The organism is Hymenobacter seoulensis, assembly GCF_054780535.1.
Window position 1 is genome coordinate 1,193,519 of the sequence record NZ_BAAGWD010000002.1, and the last position, 21,922, is coordinate 1,215,440.

Below are 21,922 nucleotides of genomic sequence, written 5' to 3' on the forward strand. Positions count from 1 at the left end.
GGCGGCAGCCGGGGCCTATTGGCCGGTCCGGAGTTTTTCCTCCATGGTACGCAACAGACGCGTAATGCGGTCGGCCAGCGTGTTTATTTCCGACAGACCAGCAATAGCCTCTTCCTGCTGGCCCTTCAGCTTCATGTCCATCAGGCGGTTGGCTACGGCGTGTATCTGCTGGTGCACGTGGTCTAGCTCACGGCTTTCGGGTAAGTGCCGGAAGTCGACGAGGGCGCGTTGGGTAATCCATTGGCCGAACGCGCACACCTGCGCATCCCGAATGGGCGCTTCATCAATATTGCTGCCATACAGAAAGGAGCGCACTTTAGATTTGAACAGCAGGTGCTTCACACTCACTGAATCAAATTCCTGCTTGAGTTCGACGGACATAGAGGTAAGGACTCTCTCGCTAGGATAGAGAATGAAAAGCAACGGATAAACCTACGAAAGCTGGCCGGAGCGGGTCGGCAATGCCGCTGAGCCATTCCAACAAAGATAACTGAATACCGACGGATGCCTCCCGGCCAGAATTGGCTACTTTCGTCCGTTCATTAGGCCTTGGCCGCCGAAAGTGCCCACTTTCAGCCGATGGTGCAGCGGTTATTTACTAGCTGTTGCCGGGCCTCAAACCTGCCTATCACATTTCCACCCATATGTCCGAAACTCTCAAAACCGTTCCGCTGAATGAAGTGCACCAGCAGCTAGGCGCCAAAATGGTGCCGTTTGCTGGCTACAACATGCCCGTTCGTTATTCCTCTGACCTCGATGAGCACCACACGGTGCGCCGGGCCGTGGGTATTTTCGATGTGTCGCACATGGGCGAGTTCCGGGTGCGCGGCCCCCAGGCGCTACCCCTCATTCAGCGCGTAACCTCCAACGATGCCAGCAAGCTTACGCCCGGCAAAGCCCAGTACTCTTGCCTGCCTAACCAGGAAGGCGGGATTGTAGACGACTTGCTGGTGTACATGCTGGGTGAGGAAGACTACCTGCTGGTAGTAAATGCCTCGAACATTGAGAAAGACTGGAACTGGATTCAGCAGTTCAACACCGACGGCGCCGAAATGCAGAACGTGTCGGACGAGATGAGCCTGTTTGCGGTGCAAGGCCCCAAAGCCATAGCCGCCCTGCAAAGCCTGACCGATGCTGACCTGGCTGGCATTCCGTATTACTCCTTTGTGCAGGGTACGTTTGCCGGCGCTCCTAACGTGATTATCTCGGCCACGGGCTACACCGGTGCCGGTGGCTTTGAGCTGTATGTGCCCAACGAGCACGCCCAGCAAGTGTGGGCTAAGGTGATGGAAGCCGGCCAGCCCTACGGCCTGAAGCCCATCGGCCTGGGTGCCCGTGATACCCTGCGCCTTGAAATGGGCTACTGCCTCTACGGCAACGACATTACCGATGAAACCTCACCGCTGGAAGCCGGCCTGGGCTGGATTACTAAGTTCACCAAAGACTTCACCAACGCCGACAGCCTGAAACAGCAGAAAGAAGCCGGCGTGCAGCGCAAGCTAGTGGGCTTCCTGATGGATGGCGCCGGCATTCCGCGCGGCCACTACGAGCTGGTAAACGAAGCCGGTGAGAAAGTAGGCGACGTAACCAGCGGCACCCAGTCGCCGAGCTTGAGCAAGGGCATTGGCCTAGGCTACGTGAAAACCGAGCTGAGCACGCCCGGTAGCAAAATTTTTGTGCAGGTGCGCGGCAAGAACCTGCCGGCCACGGTTGTGAAGCTGCCCTTCGTGAAAGGCACCGAGGAGGTTTAATCCTGCTTATACCACAACAAGCAGAACATCATGCTGAGCGCAGCCGAAGCATCTCGCGTGCGGTCGTTGCCTTGATAACCGTTTTGCTATAATAGAATGTCATGCTGAGCTGGTCGAAGCATTTCGCTCGCGTCGTTGGGGTTACTCCTGCAACGACCGCACGCGAGATGCTTCGACCAGCTCAGCATGACGTTCTATTTTACATTAGACAACCACACCCAACCTGGCTTTCATGCCCTCTATCGACATTTGTTTCTCCCCGGAGTTGCTACCCCTCTTCGACCTGCGTGGTAGGGTAGCGGTGGTGGTAGATATTCTGCGGGCTACGTCGTCCATTGTTACGGCTTTGGCGCAAGGCGTCACGCACATGGTGCCATTCAGCGAACTAGCCGACTGCCAAGCCATGGCAAAGGAAGGCTACCTGACCGCCGCCGAGCGCGACGGACGCCAGGCCGAAGGCGTAGACCTGGGCAATTCGCCCTTTGGCTACCTCGATGGGGTAGTAGCCGTGCGCGGCCGTGGTGTGGCCATCACTACCACCAATGGCACCCGCGCCCTGCACCTTTCTGCTGCCGCTGATGAAGTGTTGGTTGGAGCCTTCCTGAACATCGGGGCCGTTGCCGACCACTTGCGCCGCCTAGGCAAAGATGTAGTGGTAGTGTGCGCCGGCTGGAAAGGCAATTTCTGCCTCGAAGACACGCTATTCGGCGGTGCGCTGGCGGCCCGCCTGCAACCTGACTTCGACACCTTCAACTCCGATGCTACCCTAGCGGCCCTCGACCTGTGGCAAGCCGCCGAGCCTGATGTAGCGGGCTACCTGCTTAAATCCTCACACGTGCGCCGCCTCAACCACTTGGAGGCGCACAAAGACATGGAGTTCTGCATTCGGCAGGATGCGTATGCCATAGTGCCCGTGTTCCGGAATGGCCGCATAGATGCGCAGTTGTAAAAGGACTTTTTCGGATTATACAGACAGCCTGAACCTACAGCACGCATTAGCCCTCCACTCATAACAAAGGCCACGCAAAGCAGCGTGGCCTTTGTTTTTATAGGTTATCTGGCTCCAGATTTCTGGGAATCCGTGTCATCCCAGAAATCCGTTTCAATCGGTGATTTAGTGCTGGAACTGGGCTTCCTCGGTGCTGCCTACTAGGGCGCCGGTGCTGGTAAGGCCTGAGGTTACCACGTTCTGCACCGCATCAAAGTACCCAGTGCCTACAAAAGCTTGGTGCTTCACGGCTTTAAAGCCTTGCTTCTGGAGAGCAAACTCACGCTCCTGCAGTTCTGAGTAACCCGCCATGCCCCGGTCGCGGTAGGCAGCGGCCAGCTCGAACATGCTGGTATTGAGGGCGTGGAAACCAGCCAGCGTGATGAACTGAAACTTATAGCCCATGGCCGCCAGCTCCTCGCGGAAAGACTCCATCTGCTCAACGCTCAATTTGGCCGCCCAGTTGAAGGATGGCGAGCAGTTGTACGCCAGCAGCTTGCCCGGGAACTGCGCATGAATGGCATCGGCGAAGCGGCGTGCCTGCTCCAGGTCGGGCGTGGAGGTTTCCATCCAGATCAGGTCGGCGTAGGGCGCGTAGGCAAGGCCCCGGGCAATGCCTGCTTCTACGCCGCACCGCACGCGGTAAAAGCCTTCCGAAGTGCGCTCGGCTTCCTGCAGAATGAACGGTTTGTCCCGGTCATCTACGTCGGAGGTGATAAGGTCGGCGGCATCGGCATCGGTACGGGCTACTACCAGGGTTGGTACGCCCATTACGTCGGCGGCCAAGCGGGCGGCAATCAGCTTATTGATGGCTTCCTGCGTTGGCACCAGTACCTTGCCGCCGAGGTGGCCGCACTTCTTGGCGGAGGAAAGCTGATCTTCGAAGTGTACGCCCGCAGCGCCGGCCTCAATCATCATCTTCATCAGCTCAAAGGCATTCAGGTTGCCCCCAAAACCGGCTTCGGCATCGGCCACAATCGGCACCAACCAGTGCACGTCACCCTCGCCCGATACGCTCTGGATCTGGTCGGCGCGGAGCAGGGCGTTGTTAATACGGCGCACCACGTTGGGTACGCTGTCGGCGGGGTAGAGGCTTTGGTCGGGGTACATCTGGCCGGCGCCGTTGGCATCGGCGGCCACCTGCCAGCCCGAGAGGTAAATGGCGTTGAGGCCCGCCTGCACTTCCTGCACGGCCTGGTTACCAGTGAGGGCGCCTAAGCCAGCTACGTACTCTTCCGTGTGCAAGAGTTTCCAGAGCCGCTCCGCACCCTGGCGGGCCAAGGAATATTCAATCTGGACGGAGCCGCGCAGCTTCACTACTTCCTCAGCGGAATACGGGCGCTTGATGCCTCTCCAGCGGGAGTTAGTGGACCAATCCTGTTGCAATGCGGCAATACGTTCTTGCTTGTTCATGGCGAGTAGTGGTAAGGAAGTGAAGGGTAAGAAATGGCAAAGCGGTGCCCGGCCACCACAGAAAGCGGCTTTTTCAGGGCTTTGAAGCGCAAAAAGGGCTAGTACTTGCTGAGGGGTAACAGACCTCAGAGGCTAGCAGGAGGCAGCTTACGCCAACTGGTCGTAAGCCGGAACGGTCAGGAATTCGATGAACTTCTCGCTGGATACCAACCGGTCGAAGAGGCGGGCGGCTTCTAGGTAGTTGCCGCGGCTGTATTGCTCTTCCCCAACCTGAGCCCTGATTTTCTCTAGCTGGCTGGGCACCAGGGAGCGGTATAGCTCCTGCGTAACGGGGCGGCCATCGTCGAGGATCGTGCCGGGTGTGTGCAGCCACTGCCACACCTGCGCCCGACTGATTTCGGCGGTAGCGGCATCTTCCATCAGGTTGTAGATGGGCACACAACCGTTGCCACCCAACCACGACTCGAGGTACTGAATGGCCACATCAATGTTGAGCTTGAGCCCGTCTTCGGTGATGTGGCCTTCGGGCGCTTTTACTAGGTCGGCGGCGGTTACGTGCACGTCCTCGCGCTTATTGTCGATCTGGTTGGGCTGGGGCATCAGCTCATTGAACACATCCAGCGCCACCGGAACCAGGCCGGGGTGGGCCACCCATGTACCGTCGTGGCCATTGCGAGCTTCCCGAATTTTGTCCTGGCGTACTTTCTCCAGGGCCATTTCGTTGGCTTCGGGGTCGTTTTTGATGGGAATTTGGGCTGCCATACCACCCATGGCGTGCACGCCGCGGCGGTGGCAGGTCTGGATAACGAGCTGGGAGTAGGCCGCCATGAAGGGCACCGTCATGGTCACTTCGGCGCGGTTGGGCAAGCGGAACTCCGGCTTGAGGCCCAGGCGCTTGATATAGCTGAAGATGTAGTCCCAGCGGCCACAGTTGAGGCCGGCCGAGTGTTCGCGCAGCTCCCACAAAATTTCGTTCAGCTCGAAGGCAGCAGGCAGCGTCTCGATCAGCACGGTGGCCTTAATGGTGCACTTCTGCATTTTCAACGACCACTGCGCAAACCCAAATACGTCGTTCCAGAGGCGGGCCTCTAGGTGGCTTTCAATTTTGGGCAGGTAGAAGTACGGCCCTGTGCCGCGGGAACAGAGTTCATGGGCGTTATGGAAGTAGTAGAGGCCGAAGTCAAACAGCGAAGCGCTTACTGGCTCGCCATCTACTAGCATGTGTTTTTCCAGCAAGTGCCAGCCCCGTGGCCGCACCATGAGCACGGCGGTCTCCTCGTTGAGCTTGTACTCTTTGGTAGGTGTGCTAAGTGAAATGGTGCGGCGCACGGCGTCGCGGAGGTTGCGCTGGCCTTCCACCACGTTGGCCCAGGTAGGGGAGTTGGAGTCCTCCAAGTCAGCCATAAACACCTTGGCACCCGAGTTCAGGGCGTTGATGATCATTTTACGCTCTACGGGCCCCGTAATTTCTACGCGTCGGTCGAGCAAGTCCTGGGGAAGCGGCGCTACAGTCCAGGGCTTTTCGCGAATGAGGCGGGTTTCGGGCAAAAAGTCGGGCAAAATGCCGGCTTCAAACTGCAGCTGGCGCTCCTCGCGGCGCTTCAGCAACGCGCGGCGGGTGGCATCAAAGCGGCGGTGTAGCTCCGCTACAAAAGCCAAGGCCGAGGGCGTCAGGATTTCGGCGTACTCAGCCGTGTACTCCCCCACAATTTTTACGCGCTCCGGGGTGAGATAAGCAGGCGGCGAAACGAGGGTCTGGGGCTCGGCGAAAGGCGACATAGCATGGTGGTTTGGTAGTGACGGGAAAGGAACTCGTTCACACTGAACACTTCAAATATGCAAAAGCGAATTTTATCAAACAAGCGAATATTCGCTAATTTTTAATAAAGCTGGCAGAGGCGTAGATTTGCAGGTTTTTGATTTAGTTAGTTGTTTGCCTTCGGGTAAGAAGAAATAGCTAAACCCGGTCATTCCAGGCAAAGCCCCGCCTCCATTATGTAGCACGAAGCATTGCCTTAGCGCTCATTCTATCGTAGGAGGTTCGGTTTGTCTTGTCTGGATACCTAGTAGCGTCGTTTCTTCTGCTCCATCACTTTTTACTTCCCCTCTATGCTGAGTCACGGTCAGGTCGTCCGGTTGATTTTTGGGCTTAAACTGCGGGAGCTGCGCCAAGAGCGCGGCTACACGCCCGCCGAGCTGGCCCGCGCCTGCGACGTATCGGTTTCCTACCTCAATGAAATTGAGAAGGGAAAGAAGTATCCGAAGGCCGACAAAATTCTGAGCCTGAGCAAAGTGCTGGGCGTTACCTACGATCAGCTCACGTCCCTGACGCTGAGCCGCCGCCTGGAGCCCATTTCGGAACTGCTGCAATCCGACCTGCTCAAGGAGTTCCCCTTGGATATGTTCGGGCTGGACCCGCTGCGAATTGTGGAGCTGATTGCCGATGCGCCGGCCAAGATGAATGCTTTCATCAGCACGCTCTTTGAAATTGCGCGCAACTACGAAATGCGCCAGGAGCACTTTTTCCTGGCGGCGTTGCGCTCTTTCCAGGAGATGCACGACAACTATTTTGAGGAGCTGGAGCAGGATGTGCGCACGTTTATGGTGGAGCACAAACTGCCTGCCGCCGCTCCGTTCGACCGAAGCCAGCTGGAGCGTGTGCTAGTAGAAAAGTACGGCTACACTATTGACCGGGCAGGGTTGGAGGAGTACGGGCACCTAGGGCGTTTGCGCTCCGTTTTCCAGCCCAAAACCAAGCGGCTGCTGCTGCGCCCCAACATGAGCGGCGCACAGGAAGGGTTTGTGCTCGGGCGGGAGGTAGCGTTTAATTACCTGAATCTGCGGGAGCGGCCGTATGTGAATGCGTCGTTTCCGGTCCGTTCGTTTGAGGAGGTGCTCAATAACTTCAAGGCAAGCTACTTTGCCGGGGCACTGCTGATGGAGGAAGAAATGCTGGTGCGTGACCTTACTCGGTTCTTTAACACCAAAAAGTGGGAGCCCAACCTGCTCCTGGAGCTGCTGGCCAAGTATGATGTGTCGCCGGAGATGTTTATGCAGCGCATAACCAACCTGCTGCCGCGCCATTTTGGCATCCAGAGCCTGTTTTTCCTGCGTTTCGACCAAGCCAATGCCTCGGCGGGCTATAAGCTGACCAAAGAGCTGCACCTGTCGCGCCTGCACAACCCGCACGGCAACGAGTTGCACGAGCACTACTGCCGCCGCTGGATTTCGCTGCGCATGATTGCCGAGCTACGCCAGCAGCCTGCTACTTCGGCCCCAAACTATACCCTAGGCGCTCAACGCTCGCGCTACCCCAACAACGACGAGTATCTGTGCCTGACACTGGCCCGCGCCGGCTCGGCCACCGAGCCCGCCGTGAGCGTGACCGTGGGTTTGCTCTGCGACGACAACCTGCGCCAGAAGGTGCGCTTCCTGGATGATGTGGTCATCCCGCAGAAAGAGGTAAACGAAACCTGCGAGCGGTGTACCATTCCGAACTGCGAAGTGCGCGCCGCTGCTCCAGTGGAGGTGGAGCGCCGCCAGCGCCAGAAAGAGCTAGAGGAAGCTGTGGCAGCGTTGGTAAACGGTGGCTAGCCGAACCGCTAGCTCTGTTTAATGCAGCAACTGCACCACAGCACCCATTAGGCCACTGATGCCAATCCAGAGAATCAGGTTGACGTTGAAGCGGCGCAGGGCTACTACGGATATTACTACCCACACTAGGGCCAGCCAATCGGGTGAAGCGGCCCAACCGGCCGGCCACACCACGGCTTTGGCCAGGAACAGCGTAAGGTTCAGGATAACGCCTACCACTGCTGCGGTTACTATGCTGAGGGCAGCCTTCACGCGGCCATCTTGCCTAGTCTTTTCCACCAGCGGCGCTCCGGCGAAGATGAACAGGAAGCTAGGCAGGAAGGTGTAGAACGTGGTCAGGAGCAAACCAGCTGTACCCCACGCTACGGAATGGCCGCCTTGCTGCCAAGCGCCCATAAAGCCCACAAACACCAGCACCATAATAAGTGGGCCCGGCGTGGTTTCGCCCAAGGCCAGCCCATCTACCATCTGGGCCGAGGTCAGCCAGTGCAGCTTTTCGACGGCTACTTGCGCCACGTAGGGTAGCACGGCGTAGGCGCCGCCAAACGTAGAAAACGCGGCCGTAGTGAAGAAGCCTGCTAGCTGCCGCCAGAACGCCCAGTCGCCGAAAAGCAGGCCGGCGGCCACCAGCGGCAAAGCCCAGAGGCCCAGAAACACCAGCACCAGGCGTACGGCCCGCGCCCACAGGCCGGAGGACGAAGCAGCAGGAGAAGGCGCTACCGCAGGCACTGTTTGCCGGAGCCACTCCGGCCGCCAGCGGAACACGGCCCAGCCCAGCAGCAGCGCCGTGAACACCACCACCGGAAACGGAATGTGCCCTAGCGCCAGCGCCAGAAAACTCAGTGCCGCCACTACCACGTGCAGCGGCCCGAGCAACGCTTTCTGGCTAATCTTAAGCAAGGCGCCTAGCACAATGGCTACCACGGCCGGTTTCAGGCCATACAATAGGCCCGCTACCACTGGCAAGGTGCCAAACGTGACGTAAGCCCAGCTCAGCCCCAGCAGAATAAACGTAGACGGCAGCACGAACAAGGCGCCCGCTGCCAGTCCGCCCCGAATGCCGTGCAGCAGCCACCCGATATAGGTAGCCAGCTGTTGGGCTTCGGGGCCGGGCAGGAGCATGCAGTAGTTCAGCGCGTGCAGAAATTCTTCTTCCTGTAGCCACTTGCGGCGCTCCACCACATATTCGTGCAGAATGGCAATCTGGCCAGCCGGACCGCCGAAGCTGATGAAGCCCAGCTTTAGCCAGAAGCGAAGCGCCTCCCGGAAGGAAACTGCAGAAACCGTAGCAATGGGCATGGATCAAAGGCAAAGTGCTGCCGAAATGTACGGGCTTCTCACTGCACCTAAATGGGCTTACCACTCAAAATTGACCTAGTCCGCCAGAGGCCAGGTGGTAGCTGCTAGGTCTGCGTTTCAGGAAGAGAGGTTAAATTTGACCAGTTGACCTTTTGTATTTCCGTTTGACTGCTGCTCCTCGTTCTGCTTTTCGTCGCCTGTTGTGGCCCCTGGTGTTCCTGCTGTTTCTGCTGCTCGGAGGGCTAGGCGCGGCCTGGTATGTACTCTGGAAGCCGAATGTGCGCTCTTCGGCTTTCGGGCCGGCGTACCTCTATATTCGCACGGGTACGGGCTTTTCGGCGGTGCTCGATTCGTTACGCAAATACGAGCTGCTGCACCATGAAGGTACTTTTCAGCAGGTTGCCGAGTGGCAGAACTACCCGGCGCAGGTAAAGCCCGGCCGCTACCTGCTGCGCCCCGACTTGGGCAATGCGGCGCTGGTTGAGATGCTGCTGCGCGGTGAGCAGGATACGGTGCCCTTTACGCTCGATGCCTTCAAGTACAAGCCCCAGCTGGCCCGCCAGGTAGCCCGCCAGCTCGAAACAGACTCTGTAAGCCTGCGCCGTTTGCTACAGGACAATGCCTACTTGCAGCGCCGCTATCAGCTCGATACCACTACCATCCTGACGATGTTTCTGCCCGGCCCGTACCGCCTGTTCTGGAACACCTCAGCCCCGCAGTTCCTGGATTCCGCCGCGGCCATGCACCGCCGCTTCTGGACGCCGGCGCGCCGTCGCCAGGCCGATGCCCTTGGGTTGTCAGAGGTTGAAGTGCATGTGCTGGCTAGTATTGTGCAGCGCGAAACGGCCAAAAAGGAAGACAAGCCGCTGATTGCCGGTACTTACCTTAACCGCCTACGCCGGGGCATGCGCCTGCAGGCCGACCCCACGCTGCTCTGGGCCATCGGTAACTTTGGGGTGCGGCGGGTGCTGAACAAGGATAAGCTCGTGGACTCGCCCTACAACACCTACAAGCACAAAGGTCTGCCACCCGGTCCTATCACCTCGGCCAACCGCCAGAGCCTTGACGCTGTGCTTAAGCCCGCTCAGCACGACTACTTGTTCTTCTGCGCCCGCCCCGGCGGCAGTGGCTTCTCCGACTTCGCCTCCACCTTTGCTGAGCACAAGCAGAACGCCCGCCGCTACCAGCGCTGGCTGGACAGCTTGGGTGTAAAACGCTAGGTAGGCTGGGGCAGCAAACCGGCTACAAAGGAAGCAACCGCAGCTGCACCGAATCCTGGCGGGCCGCTTGCTGGAGGTTTAGGGTTTCGTGGTAGCCCAGGCCCGTGAACTCGGAGTGCTCCAAGAAAAGTAGGGGAGAGGTCAGCGGCGGCTCGGTCCAGGTGGCTACGGGTGCTAGGTGCCGTAGCGAGTCAAACTGCGCCACATTCGTAACGCGCCAATACCCATCGAGCAGCACGTAGCGGTAGCCTTGCTGGCGCAGGGCAGCCAGGTCGGCGGTGGAGTTGATTACCCGTAACGTATCAGAAGAGGCGCGAAACGGAGCGAGGCCCAAGCTTACGGTGCTGGCCACTTTTCCGCCGCCATGCGCCTGCAGCCAGGAGGCTACTGCGGGGTAGTTAGTAGGCGCATACGCGTAAATCTCGCGTTGAATTCGATAGATATTCAGGCCCACCGCCCCAAATACCAGCATCACCAGCGCAACAAGCGGCAATCGGCGCAGATGCAAAAAAGCGAGAGCATACCACAACCCATACGCCCACAAGAGGCCCCGCGGCGCTTTCAGCAGCAACGACATACCCGCCAGTAGACACCAGCCCCATACGGCTAGGTATAGCTCCATCGGGAGCGGCACCCCGCGCCGAACGCGGCGCACCAGCAACACGGGCCCCAGCAGCCCCACCCACACTACCGGTGACTCAAAATCCCAGAGGTAGCGCAGGTAGTAAAGAAAATCAGGTGCTAGAGTAGTGCTTCGGCCAGCTGCGTTGGCCGCATCCGGAAATGCTACTTTATAGTAAATGGCCGGCCACAAATACCACTTCAGGCCCGCTGCCACCCCCAAGGTGCCTAGTACCACGTAAGGAGCCGCTAACACCAGGGCCACCCGCCACCAGTGCCCGGCCCGCCACAGTAAACCGTCGGCTCGCCACCACTCCAAAACCGCCAAAATGGGCAGTGTCAGCAGAAATTTGTAGTTGAAGCACAGCCCCAGCATCAGCCAGAAAGCTACGCGGTATAGCGTCGCCGGAGTGGCCAGGTGCAGCCGCTGATAGTACGCCCGCAGCAAACCTGCAAAGCACAACAGACTCCAGGAACTCATGGTGAAGTCGCGGCCCGAGAAGGTAAGGAACACGCTGGTTCCCATCAGCAGCAGCAGCAACGCGGTTTGCCAGCCGGGGAGCTTGGCCTGGCGGGAAACGAAATCGGAAAGCAACGCTAGCGCTATTAGGGCTACCACGGCATTCAAGTGCTGAAACACCCGGTAATCACTTGTGAGCCAGGCTACCGGCGCGTACACCAGGTAGAATGCCGGACTACCATGCCGAAAGAAATGGCTGAGGTTGCCGTGGCTTACTTCCTGCACAATCTGCCAGTTGCGCACTGAGTCGTAGTCGGGCAAGGCGGCACCTATCAGCCCGTGCAGACGTAGGGCCGCAACCAGCCCTAGCGCCGCCAGCAGTAAAAGGACCCGAGCTAAATAACGTGACACGTGGGATGGAAACGGAAGGGTTACTAGGTGCCGACCAAGCCAGAACCGGTTGCGAAGGTAGTTTTCACCCCTGAATATTGCGGATTGCCAGCAATAGCGCCGTACTTGCGCGCCCGCTGCCCGCCGCCACTCGGGCAGCAACAGTTGTACTACCTCACTTTTCGTCTTAACATATGCGCATTGTGCTGCAACGCGTCAGGCACGCTAAAGTAACCGTGGAGGGCCGCATAACCGGGCAAATTGGGCCGGGGCTGCTGGTGCTGGCTGGGTTCGCCCCCGATGATGATGCTCGCGCCCTTGACTGGATGGCCCGCAAGCTGGTACAACTGCGAATTTTCTCCGACGAGGAAGGCAAAATGAACCGCTCCGTGCAAGATATTGGCGGTGAGGTGCTGGTAGTAAGCCAGTTTACGCTGCTGGCCGATGCCCGCAAAGGCAACCGCCCCAGTTACATTGGTGCCGCGCCGCCACCCGTGGCTATTCCGCTGTACGAACAGTTTGTGGGCGTTGTGGCTGCATTACTGGGCCGCCCCGTGGCAACCGGCGAGTTTGGGGCCGATATGCAGGTAGAGCTCCTAAACGACGGTCCCGTCACGATTGTGCTCGACTCGCCGGAGTAAGCCGCCGCACCCTGTTTTGGTAGTATCCATTTTCCTGCTTTCTACTAGCCCATGACAATCGAAGAAGCCCAGCAAACCGTCGACCAGTGGATTCAGACCACCGGCGTGCGCTATTTTAATGAACTCACCAACATGGCCATGCTTACGGAAGAGGTAGGCGAGGTGGCCCGCATCATTGCCCGCCAGTATGGGGAGCAGTCGTTTAAGGAGTCAGACAAAGACAAAGTGCTGGCCGACGAACTGGCTGATGTGCTGTTTGTGGTGATTTGCCTGGCTAACCAAACCGGCGTAAACCTCACCGATGCCCTACAGCGCAACCTCGAAAAGAAAACCCAGCGCGACGCTACCAGGCATCAGCAAAACGAAAAGCTGCGCTAACTGTGTGCCACGCACTACGCAAAACCGCGCCGGCAGCTGTAACTACCGGCGCGGTTTTGCAGTTTAAATGATACGCAGGCCTAGCCCTGAAAATCGAACGGATGTGCTATTTGCTGCATATCCAGGCCATGTTTTTGCGCGGTTTCCATTAGCAATTGATGTTGCCAGGGCTTCAGGGTTTGATCGGTGCCCTGTTCAATGATATCGGCAATAAGCCGGTTGCTAAGCACTAGGTTAGCCATAATAGGGCTATGATCTTCGGCCAAGTGCGTTTTCAAGGTCATCAGCAGGGCTTCGCGAGCATCGGCCTGGGCGGCTTTGGCCCCGGTCAGGCGGCGGCGAAACGGAAAACGGCGCTGCTCACTAGGCAGCGGCTGCTCCGGCTCCCGGTCGTCGTTCCCGATGCTAATGAGCCGCTCGGCAAATGGGCTGCGCTTCAGTTCTGGGTGCAGGCCCGGCGCATTGCGCAAGTGCCCGGTGCTTTGCAGGGGCAGGCGGGTAAGCTCGGCTAGCCGGTCGTTGCTGGCCACCATATACGAGGGGCGGTCGATGTGGCGGGCCACCTCATCGCGCAGCAGGAACAGGTCGCGGAAAACAGGCATTTCCTGGGGCTGAATGCGGTATTTGCCGGCCAGCCGCAGGTATGGACGCTCGTCGCGGGTGTAGCGAACCTCTTCCAGGGCCTTGTTTTCCTGCTCGGCCCACGCTGTGCGGCCCAGAGCCTCTAGCTTGGCCGTCAGGCGGTCAGCTAGCTCAAACAAGTACAGCACATCATTGGCCGCGTAGTGCTTCTGCGCATCGGTAAGAGGACGCTTCAGCCAGTTCGACTTCTGCTCACCCTTATCTACTTCTAAGCCAAGCTCTTGCTGGATCAAACGGCCGAGCGAGATGTTATTGTCAGCTTCCGCTAAAAGTGTATATTGTACACTGGTGTCGTTGATGGTACGCACGTGCACGCCGTAGAGCTCATCCAGCAGCAGAATATCGGATTTGCAGCTGTGAAATACCTTCTCTACAGCGGGGTCGCGCAGTACGGCCCACAATGGCTCCAGTTCCTGTGCTGGGTTGGTAAGCGGCAGCGGATCAATGAGGTAGACGGTTTGTCCGTCGAAAATCTGAATCAGCGCCAGGTTCCGACCGTAGCGGTGGCGCATGTCGTCGAATTCCAGGTCTACGGCCAGCCGGGTGCAGTGGTGCAAAGCCTGCGCCGCCTGCAGTACAGCGGGGCCGTCAGTGATATAAAGAATATCAGCCATTAAGTAACAGTTGTTCGAGAAAGAAGGGGTAGCGTCTCGTTCAGGGCAGGACACTGCAGTGCGGGTAAAGGTAGGCAGTACGGGGGTGCTAAACCACACGTCAGAGTATCCCCTTATAAAAAGCAGCGGAAGTACAAGTTTTATGTTGTTTATTACCACCGCTGTTTCGGGTATCCGTCTACCGGCATAGCACAGGCTGCGCAAATACAACAAAAGACAGTGCAACGCTTTTGATTTGGTTTGACGGATAACGGTTTAGCTTTTTTTCACTCTAATCGGCCTCAAGGAGGGTCAGGTTGTATGAAGCATAATTACTTAGTTCCTCTGGCATGTGGGATGCTCTTCGCAGCATCAGCCACTGCCCAAACGCGCGCTGTAAGCGGCCGCGTTACCGATGCCAGCGGCTCCGGCTTACCCGGAGTTACGGTGCTGGAGCAAGGCACCTCCAACGGCACCAGCACCTCCGCCGACGGTAGCTTCACGCTAACTGTGCAGCCAGGTGCGACACTGGTCATGAGCTCAATTGGGTTTGGAACTCAAAACGTGGTAGTAGGCGACCGTACTACACTGGCCGTAACCCTGAAAAGCAGCGCTACAGAGCTGGGCGAAGCGGTAGTAGTAGGTTACGGTACGCAGGCCAAAGCCGACGTAACGGGCTCTATCACGCAGCTCACCGGAAAAGACGTGGCCAATACTCCAGTGCCTAGCTTCGAGCAGGCTATTCAGGGTAAAGCGGCCGGGGTATTCGTTGAAAATACCAGTGGTAAGCTGGGCCAGGGCATTAAAGTCCGGGTGCGGGGTGCTACCTCCGTAAGCGGTGGCAACCAGCCGCTGTATGTGGTAGATGGCGTGCCCGTTATTTCGGAAAGCCAGTCAGGCATTAGCGCCGAAACCAACCCAATTGCCGATATCAACCCCAACGATATTGAGTCTATCAGCATCCTGAAAGATGCGTCGGCGTCGGCCATTTATGGTTCGCGGGCTTCCAACGGGGTAGTGCTCATTACTACCAAGCGCGGCCGCGAAGGAGCTACCCGATTTAACCTGAGCTACCAGACCGGTACCAGCAGCCCTACCCGCAAGCGCGACTTCCTCGATGCTACGCAATACGTAGCCCTAGCCCGTGAGGCCGCTGCAAACGTTGGCCTTGAGGCGTTCACTGAAACTCGCTTGCAGCGCTATGCAGCCGGTTCTACCAATGTAAACGCTTACAGCACCGACTGGCAGGAAGAAGTATTCCAGGATGCGCCTTTCCACCAGGTTGATTTAAGCGCCAGCGGAGGCTCCGATAAAACCAAGTTTTTTGTTTCGGGCGGCTACAGCGACCAGAAAGGTATTCTGGTAGGTAACCAGTTCAAGCGCATTACTACTAGGGCCAACCTCGACCACAAGGCCTCTGACTTTGTAAATCTGGGCTTGAACTTCTCGCTGAGCCGCACGGAAAACCAGCGCCTAGCCGCCGACAATGCCTTCTCCAATCCGATGCAGATTGTGGCCTTGTCGCCGATTACGCCGCTGATTGACCCTAGGACCAACCTTATCAGCGGGGCCCTCGATAACAACACCGGCTTGCCCAACACCAACTATCCGGTGTACTACAACCCGTTGCTCAATACCATTGGGGCATCGTACCTGGCTACCGTGTACCGAAACCTCGGTAATATTTACGGGCAGCTAAACTTCACCAAGAACCTGTCCTTCCGCTCAGAACTGGGGGTTGACTTGCTGAATCAGGAGGAGGACTCCTACTACGGCCGCCTGACGGCACGCAACACGTCGTTTGCCGACAACGGCAACGGCCAGAACCGCACGGTTACGAATGGGCGCTTTATCAGCAACAACTTTGCTACGTATCGCCCCGTGTTCGGGGAGCTGCATTCCCTGGATCTGGTGGGCGGCTTTTCGTTTGAGAAGCGGCGTGTGAAGTCGAACAGCGTTACCGGTCAGCAGTTTCCCAGCGACGCCTACCGCCAGATTACAAGTGCCGCCCTTATCAGCGAGGGCTCCTCTACGCAAACGGAAAGCTCGCTGGTATCTTGGTTCGGGCGGGCTAACTACGCGTTCAGCAACCGCTACCTCGTGAACGTAAGCTTCCGCGCCGACGGCTCGTCGCGTTTCGGGGCTAACAACCAGTTTGGCTTTTTCCCGGCTGCGTCCGTGGGCTGGATTATCACGGAGGAAGATTTCCTGAAGGATAACGCCTTCATCAGCCAACTGAAGCCACGGGTAAGCTATGGCGTTACCGGCAACCAGTCGTTCCCCGACTTTCCGTGGCAGGCCTTGTACTCCGATGCTGGCTATGGCGGCGTACCGGGGCAGGCGCCCATCCAGATTGCCAACCCAGACCTAAAGTGGGAGTCAACCAGCCAACTTGATGTGGGCTTGGACTTTGGATTCTTCGATAATCGCCTGACCGGTGAGATAGATGTTTACCAAAAGAAAACCTCTGACTTAGCACTGAATGTGAACGTGCCCGGCATTACTGGCTTTGCCCAGCAGTTCCGTAACGTAGGTGATCTGGAGAACAAAGGCTTGGAAGTGGTGCTGAACACGCGCAACCTCGAAACCACCAACTTCACCTGGACCACTAGCTTTAACGCCGCCGCAAACCGTAACAAAATCACTAACCTGCAAGGCCAAATTATTGAGGGCGGCTACCTTAACCGCGCCCAGGAAGGCCAGCCGCTGGGCGTATTTTTTGGGGTAGAGTATGCCGGTGTTGATCCTCAGAACGGCGACGCGCTGTACTACCTCAACACCACCAACTCCGATGGCTCGTTGAACCGCGGAACAACCAATGACTACAATGCGGCGCAGCGAACCATCATTGGCAACCCCAACCCCGACTGGATTGGGGGGGTAACTAACACGTTCTCATTCAAAAATCTGATCGATCTCTCCTTCACGTTCCAGGGTGTATTCGGCAATCAGGTGTATGATGGCGGCGGTAAGTTTATGTCGGTTGGTTTCAACAACGGCTTTGATAACCAAACATCTGACCAATTGCGCCGCTGGCAGAAGCCCGGCGACATTACTGATGTACCCCAGGCGCGCCTGTTTGGCGGGAATGGTATCGGTGAGTCGTCTCGTTTCCTGTATGACGCTTCCTATGTTCGGTTACGCACCGTTACAATGGGCCTGAATCTGCCCAAAGGCCTAGCCTCCCGGGCCAAGCTTAACTCCGCCCGCATCTTCTTCTCAGGAGTTAACCTGCTCACCTTCACAGACTACAAGGGCTGGGACCCTGAGGTAAACACCGACTATCTGGCCGGTAATATTTCGCAGGGTAATGACTTCTACTCAGCGCCACAGGCTCGTACGTACACCTTTGGCCTCAATCTGGGTTTCTAAACTCTTGCAGACTCAACGTCATATGAAATATCTAATTCGTACTCTGACGGCCGCTGCCTTGCTAGGCATAGCGCCGCTCACTAGCTGCAATGATCAGCTGGATATTGATCCTCGCAACACCGTATTAACTGGTAATGCTCTCCAGACCTCTGCCGATGTTGAGGCCGCTATGGTAGGTGTGTATGATGCTCTCGGCAGCCAAACCCTCTATGGCGGGCAGTTGCAGTTTATGGGGGAGATGCTGGCTGATGATGGCGATATAGCTTTTGTAGGTACTTACAATGAACCAAACGAAGCCTATAGAAAAGCTATTCTGAGGAATAACGCGTTTGTATCGCAATCCTGGCTGGCTGGCTACCGCACCATCAATACCGCTAACAGCGTGTTGGCTGCCATTGAGAAGGTAAGCGAAGCCAAGCGCGGCCGCATCCAGGGCGAAGCGCTGTTTGTGCGTGGCCTGGTTTATTTTGATTTGGTGCGCTACTACGCCAAGGCTTGGAATGACGGCAACCCCCAAACAAATCCTGGGGTGCCGCTGGTGCTCACGCCTACTTCCACTCTCGACGCCAGCGCCCAGATAGCCCGTAACTCAGTGGCAGAAGTGTATGCGCAGGTGCTGAAGGATCTGGAGCAGGCGCGTACTTTACTACCTAACAGCAACGGTGTGTTTGCTTCCAAAAATGCTGCTTCGGCCATTCTGTCAAGGGTGTACTTGCAGCAAGGACGCTACGCTGATGCGGCCACAGCGGCCACGGAAGTTATTGCTTCCGGCCGGTATCGTCTGGATGAGTCGGTGGAAGCCGTGTTCACCAATACCAGCGCTTCGCCGGAAATCATCTTTGCCTTGCAGGTATCAAACCAGGATGGTAGCAATGATCTGAATACGTATTTCTCAGAGCAAAGCCGCGCCGACGTGGAGGTACAGGACCAGCACCTCGACCGCTACGATGCCAACGATACGCGCCTGGACCTATTCGGGAGTTCCGGTGGCACCAACTACCTGCTCAAGTATGACGATCCGTATGCTAACGTCGTTCTGATTCGACTGGCAGAAATGTACCTGACCCGCGCTGAGGCAAGATTCCGAACGGGCGATGCGCCGGGCGCACTTGCCGACCTCAACCTGATCAGAACCCGTTCGGGCTTGGCTCCTCTAACGGCGGCTCAGCTCACGCTGCCAGCTATTCTAGCAGAGCGTCGGCTGGAACTCGCCTTTGAAGGCTTCCGCCTACATGATGCGAAGCGCAACCAGGAGGCCGTAATTAATACAGCTCCTAACGTGGACGTAAATCTGGCCTGGAACTCTCCGCGCCTGATATTCCCGATTCCGCAGCGCGAAATTGACGTGAACCCTAAACTGGTTCAAAACGAAGGCTACTAACTTCAAGTGCGAAGAATACCTAGTAAAACAGAAGAGCCCCTGCGCACTGCGCAGGGGCTCTTCTGTTTTACTAGGTATTGAAAGCGGTTAAACCTTCGGGGAAGGCTAGTCTTCGTCGTCTTCCTCGGTTAGGTGGCTGAAGTCGAGGTTAGGGGCGAGCTTGAGGGCTTCCCGGATGACGTCATCCATCAGGGGCTGCGAGTCAGCATCGAGGGCGCGCTCGAAGAGGTTGAGGAGCAGCTCGCCTTCCTCGTTCACGTAGAGGTTAGTATAGAGCTTCTCGAAGACGTTGGCTTCCTTGGTAATGGTGGCATCAATGGCACTTACAGAGGGCGCACGCAGGGCTCGGTGCAGCACATCCAGCACCCGGCGGCTTTCTTCTAAGTCGCCGAGGTCAGAAAGCAGCTTCATAAGGGCCAGCGCCACCCCCAGGCGCACGCGCTCAAAGCGGTAGGCTATGTCCTGCGGGGCCGCTTGCTCAAACGTACGATACGCCGCCAGCGTGGTGGGGTGGAGGTATTGAGCCGCATCGGCTTCATTGGCAAACGCTACCTGAAGCAGCCGCTGGTAGGGAGAAACAAGCATAGAAGGCAGAAAAAATAGGTCGGCTTAAACCGGAGCCTACAAAATATAGTTGGGCTTGTATGTAACCCGATGCTGCAAAGGTACGATTGTGTATTTTGACGGGGACGCAAGTCCCCTGCCGCATTGGCTACGTATACTGGCTCTCTCTCACTTCCAACTTCCCTACACACCCATGACGCACAAAGAAAAATGGTTGGCATTTGCTCCCGCCGGACTGGTAGTAGTTGGGCTGGGCACTTGCTTGGTTCAATGGGCCTCCGATAAAAAGCGCAATGGACACTCAACCTCCGAATGGGTATCAGCCGGTACGGCAGCACTGGTAGTGCTCAATGCGGGCTTAAGCCTGTTTGGGCGCGGCGTGGCAGAAAGTGTATTGTATCAGCTTAAGGAAAAACCCGACGAAATGGACTACGACAACATTGGCCGGCTGTAAGTAAGAAGAGAGGCTGAACTGCACGGTTCAGCCTCTCTTTTTGCCTAGAGAACCTTCACGGTAAGCTGCGAAGGATGCTGAGGAGAGTGATATAGCCGGTGCGTGGCCGCCTGGAAATCCTTTTCGTCGGCCTCAAAAATGTTGGGTACGAACGTTTGCGGGTTGCGGTCCACGAGCGGAAACCAGCTACTTTGCACCTGCACCATGAGGCGGTGCCCTTTCCGGAACGTGTGGCACAGGTCCTGTACCGTGAATGGTACGGCCGTTACCTGATCTGGCACAAAGGCCTCGGGCTTCGAGAAGCTGTTGCGGAAGCGGCCGCGCATTACCTCTGAGCGCACCATTTGCTGGTAACCGCCCAACTTCACCGCCGGGTTGGTGCGCGGATTGTTGGGCGTATCGTCAGGATACACGTCAATGATTTTCACTACCCAGTCGGCATCGGTGCCGGTAGTAGCCACTTGCAACAGGGCCTGAATGGGACCGGCCAGCGTCAGGTCTTCGGTGAGTACCTCCGTCTGGTAGGTCAGTACATCGGGGCGGCGGCTGGCAAAGCGCTGGTCGTCGGTCATATACTCGCGGGTCATGCCGGTGGCGGTGGCTTCGGTAAACGGTACGGGGTGTGCTGGGTCGCTGAGGTACTGATCATAGGCCGGCCCATCCGTGGGCTTCTCAAACCCGATTTTGCCGTTGGTCTGGAAGTAGAGCGTGCGGTCCTGGGCTTGCTTGGGCGGCCAGGCATCGAAAGTACGCCAGCGGTTGGTGCCACTTTCAAACACCGTTGCCTCGGGCGTTGCGGCGGGCTTACCTTCCTTCAGATACGATCGGAAAAACGGCGCTTCAATTTCCTTTTGATAGTAGAGCGAAGGCGATTCGCCGTAGGCCACGTTGCCTACCATTTCGCCGGTTCCGCGGGCCCAACCGCCGTGCACCCAGGGGCCCATCACGAGGCCGTTGCGCATGCCGGGGTTTTGTTTTTCGATGCTGGCATAGGTATTCAGGGCGCCAAACAGGTTCTCGGCATCGTTGAAGCCCCCAACGGTGAGCACGGCGGTGCCTTTGTTTAATTTTCTGAGGTGCGGACGCAGGTTGCGGGCCTGCCAGAACTCGTCGTAGTTGGGGTGGCGGGCCATTTCGTTCCAGAAGGCCACCTTGCCTTGGTAATATTTGGCATCAGCATTTTTCAGGGGTCCCATCTTCAGGAAGAAGTCGTAGCCATCGGGTGTGCCGTGCTTGAAGCTAGGGTTGCCCGTGGGCGTGGGCTGGGGCCGCGCCAGACCAAAGGAGGCCAGGAAGTTGAACGCGTGAGGCAGGAAGAACGCCCCGTTATGATGAAAATCGTCCCAGAACCAGTCGGCAATTGGCGCCTGTGGCGAAGAAGCCTTCAGCGCCGGATGACGACTCAGCAACCCCGTAGTTGTGTAATAGCCGGGGTAGCTGATGCCCCACTGGCCTACGCGGCCGTTGTTTTTGGGTCCTTTTTTCAGGAGCCACTCAATGGTATCGTAGGTGTCAGTGCCTTCGTCGATGTCGTTCTTGCCTTGGTGGGTGTCCTTTTCCGGGCGCACATCCACAAACTCACCCTCCGACATATAGCGCCCGCGCACATCCTGGTACGCAAAAATGTAGCCCTCATGCATCATGAGGCTACTAGGCCCCAGGTTGAGCTTATGCTTGCCTGGGCCGTACGGGCCCACCGAGTAGGGAGTTCGGTTCAGCAGAATGGGGTAGCGGGTTTTGTCGGCATCCTTGGGCGCATACACAATGGTGTAGAGCTTTACGCCGTCGCGCATCGGAATCTGGTATTCCGTTTTGGTGTAGTGCTGCTGAATGTAGGCTGTATCGGCCAGCACAATAGCGAGCTGGGCTTTCTCCGCTTCAGAAGCCAACGGATAAGAAGTCGGAGTTTGGGCCTGCGCCGCCGTGAGGCTAGTCAGCAGCAGTGCCGCCAGGGCAGCAACGTAGGGAAAGGGTTTGGGCATAGGAGAGGGGTAGGGGAAGGATGCTTCTAATGTAGCTTATATTCAGTAACCTATATGCCCGCAGTGCTACTAGGCCCGGAAGTGGCGCAAAGTGCTCAGCAGAGGCTCCGGATGTAGAGTAGCAGAAGGTTTTGCTGTTTTATAGCGGTCCAATGGTTCTTTCTGCTTTCTTTGGTCTT

17 protein-coding genes are annotated in these 21,922 nt (G+C 57.4%); 9 read left to right on the plus strand and 8 right to left on the minus strand.

Annotated elements, in window-relative coordinates:
- Positions 1-15 precede the first annotated feature (15 nt).
- Positions 16-381: a CZB domain-containing protein gene (locus ACYVHC_RS12950; protein WP_460614144.1), complete on the minus strand. Its 366-nt coding sequence runs from the start codon at positions 379-381 to the stop codon at positions 16-18.
- A gap of 263 nt (positions 382-644) precedes the next feature.
- Between ACYVHC_RS12950 and gcvT the strand changes: the two genes are divergently transcribed.
- Positions 645-1,751 (plus strand): glycine cleavage system aminomethyltransferase GcvT, encoded by a 1,107-nt coding sequence (gene gcvT, locus ACYVHC_RS12955; protein WP_460614145.1) that lies wholly within the window; start codon positions 645-647, stop codon positions 1,749-1,751.
- Positions 1,752-1,983: 232 nt separating this feature from the next.
- Entirely contained in the window at positions 1,984-2,700 is a 717-nt protein-coding gene (locus ACYVHC_RS12960) for a 2-phosphosulfolactate phosphatase (protein ID WP_460614146.1), read from the plus strand.
- Between the two features lie 165 nt (positions 2,701-2,865).
- On the opposite strand, the gene aceA is transcribed toward ACYVHC_RS12960, so the two are convergent.
- Both aceA and aceB read right to left on the minus strand, forming a co-directional pair.
- The gene (gene aceA / locus ACYVHC_RS12965) at positions 2,866-4,152 is read right to left on the minus strand and encodes an isocitrate lyase family protein (protein ID WP_460614147.1); all 1,287 of its coding nucleotides are present in this window, start codon (positions 4,150-4,152) and stop codon (positions 2,866-2,868) included.
- 147 nt (positions 4,153-4,299) lie between these two features.
- On the minus strand, positions 4,300-5,931 hold the full coding sequence (gene aceB, locus ACYVHC_RS12970) for a malate synthase (protein WP_460614148.1): 1,632 nt from the start codon (positions 5,929-5,931) through the stop codon (positions 4,300-4,302).
- A gap of 330 nt (positions 5,932-6,261) precedes the next feature.
- Here aceB and ACYVHC_RS12975 point away from each other — a divergent pair, with 330 nt between their 5' ends.
- Positions 6,262-7,746, plus strand: coding sequence for a helix-turn-helix domain-containing protein (locus ACYVHC_RS12975; protein WP_460614149.1), 1,485 nt, complete (start codon positions 6,262-6,264; stop codon positions 7,744-7,746).
- 18 nt (positions 7,747-7,764) lie between these two features.
- On the opposite strand, the gene chrA is transcribed toward ACYVHC_RS12975, so the two are convergent.
- Positions 7,765-9,045: a chromate transporter gene (gene chrA, locus ACYVHC_RS12980; RefSeq protein WP_460614150.1), complete on the minus strand. Its 1,281-nt coding sequence runs from the start codon at positions 9,043-9,045 to the stop codon at positions 7,765-7,767.
- A gap of 164 nt (positions 9,046-9,209) precedes the next feature.
- Between chrA and mltG the strand changes: the two genes are divergently transcribed.
- Positions 9,210-10,265, plus strand: coding sequence for an endolytic transglycosylase MltG (gene mltG, locus ACYVHC_RS12985; RefSeq protein WP_460614151.1), 1,056 nt, complete (start codon positions 9,210-9,212; stop codon positions 10,263-10,265).
- 22 nt (positions 10,266-10,287) lie between these two features.
- Here mltG and ACYVHC_RS12990 read toward each other — a convergent pair whose 3' ends face one another.
- The gene (locus ACYVHC_RS12990; protein ID WP_460614152.1) at positions 10,288-11,757 is read right to left on the minus strand and encodes a hypothetical protein; all 1,470 of its coding nucleotides are present in this window, start codon (positions 11,755-11,757) and stop codon (positions 10,288-10,290) included.
- 173 nt (positions 11,758-11,930) lie between these two features.
- On the opposite strand from ACYVHC_RS12990, the gene dtd reads away from it, so the two are divergent.
- Complete coding sequence (gene dtd / locus ACYVHC_RS12995; RefSeq protein WP_460614153.1) at positions 11,931-12,377, plus strand: D-aminoacyl-tRNA deacylase; 447 nt, start codon at positions 11,931-11,933, stop codon at positions 12,375-12,377.
- A gap of 51 nt (positions 12,378-12,428) precedes the next feature.
- Positions 12,429-12,755 carry a nucleotide pyrophosphohydrolase gene (locus tag ACYVHC_RS13000; RefSeq protein ID WP_460614154.1) on the plus strand — a complete coding sequence of 109 codons (327 nt, stop codon included), beginning with the start codon at positions 12,429-12,431 and terminating at the stop codon, positions 12,753-12,755.
- Between the two features lie 80 nt (positions 12,756-12,835).
- On the opposite strand, the gene ACYVHC_RS13005 is transcribed toward ACYVHC_RS13000, so the two are convergent.
- The gene (locus ACYVHC_RS13005) at positions 12,836-14,011 is read right to left on the minus strand and encodes a ribonuclease D (RefSeq protein WP_460614155.1); all 1,176 of its coding nucleotides are present in this window, start codon (positions 14,009-14,011) and stop codon (positions 12,836-12,838) included.
- Between the two features lie 336 nt (positions 14,012-14,347).
- Between ACYVHC_RS13005 and ACYVHC_RS13010 the strand changes: the two genes are divergently transcribed.
- Both ACYVHC_RS13010 and ACYVHC_RS13015 read left to right on the plus strand, forming a co-directional pair.
- Positions 14,348-17,362, plus strand: a complete 3,015-nt coding sequence (locus ACYVHC_RS13010; RefSeq protein ID WP_460614156.1) for a SusC/RagA family TonB-linked outer membrane protein — start codon at positions 14,348-14,350, stop codon at positions 17,360-17,362.
- A gap of 22 nt (positions 17,363-17,384) precedes the next feature.
- Positions 17,385-18,743, plus strand: coding sequence for a RagB/SusD family nutrient uptake outer membrane protein (locus tag ACYVHC_RS13015; RefSeq protein WP_460614157.1), 1,359 nt, complete (start codon positions 17,385-17,387; stop codon positions 18,741-18,743).
- Between the two features lie 105 nt (positions 18,744-18,848).
- Here ACYVHC_RS13015 and ACYVHC_RS13020 read toward each other — a convergent pair whose 3' ends face one another.
- Positions 18,849-19,328 carry a hypothetical protein gene (locus tag ACYVHC_RS13020; protein WP_460614158.1) on the minus strand — a complete coding sequence of 160 codons (480 nt, stop codon included), beginning with the start codon at positions 19,326-19,328 and terminating at the stop codon, positions 18,849-18,851.
- Positions 19,329-19,500: 172 nt separating this feature from the next.
- Between ACYVHC_RS13020 and ACYVHC_RS13025 the strand changes: the two genes are divergently transcribed.
- Positions 19,501-19,761, plus strand: a complete 261-nt coding sequence (locus tag ACYVHC_RS13025; RefSeq protein WP_460614159.1) for a hypothetical protein — start codon at positions 19,501-19,503, stop codon at positions 19,759-19,761.
- A gap of 44 nt (positions 19,762-19,805) precedes the next feature.
- Here ACYVHC_RS13025 and ACYVHC_RS13030 read toward each other — a convergent pair whose 3' ends face one another.
- Entirely contained in the window at positions 19,806-21,743 is a 1,938-nt protein-coding gene (locus tag ACYVHC_RS13030) for a CocE/NonD family hydrolase (RefSeq protein ID WP_460614160.1), read from the minus strand.
- Positions 21,744-21,922: the final 179 nt, after the last annotated feature.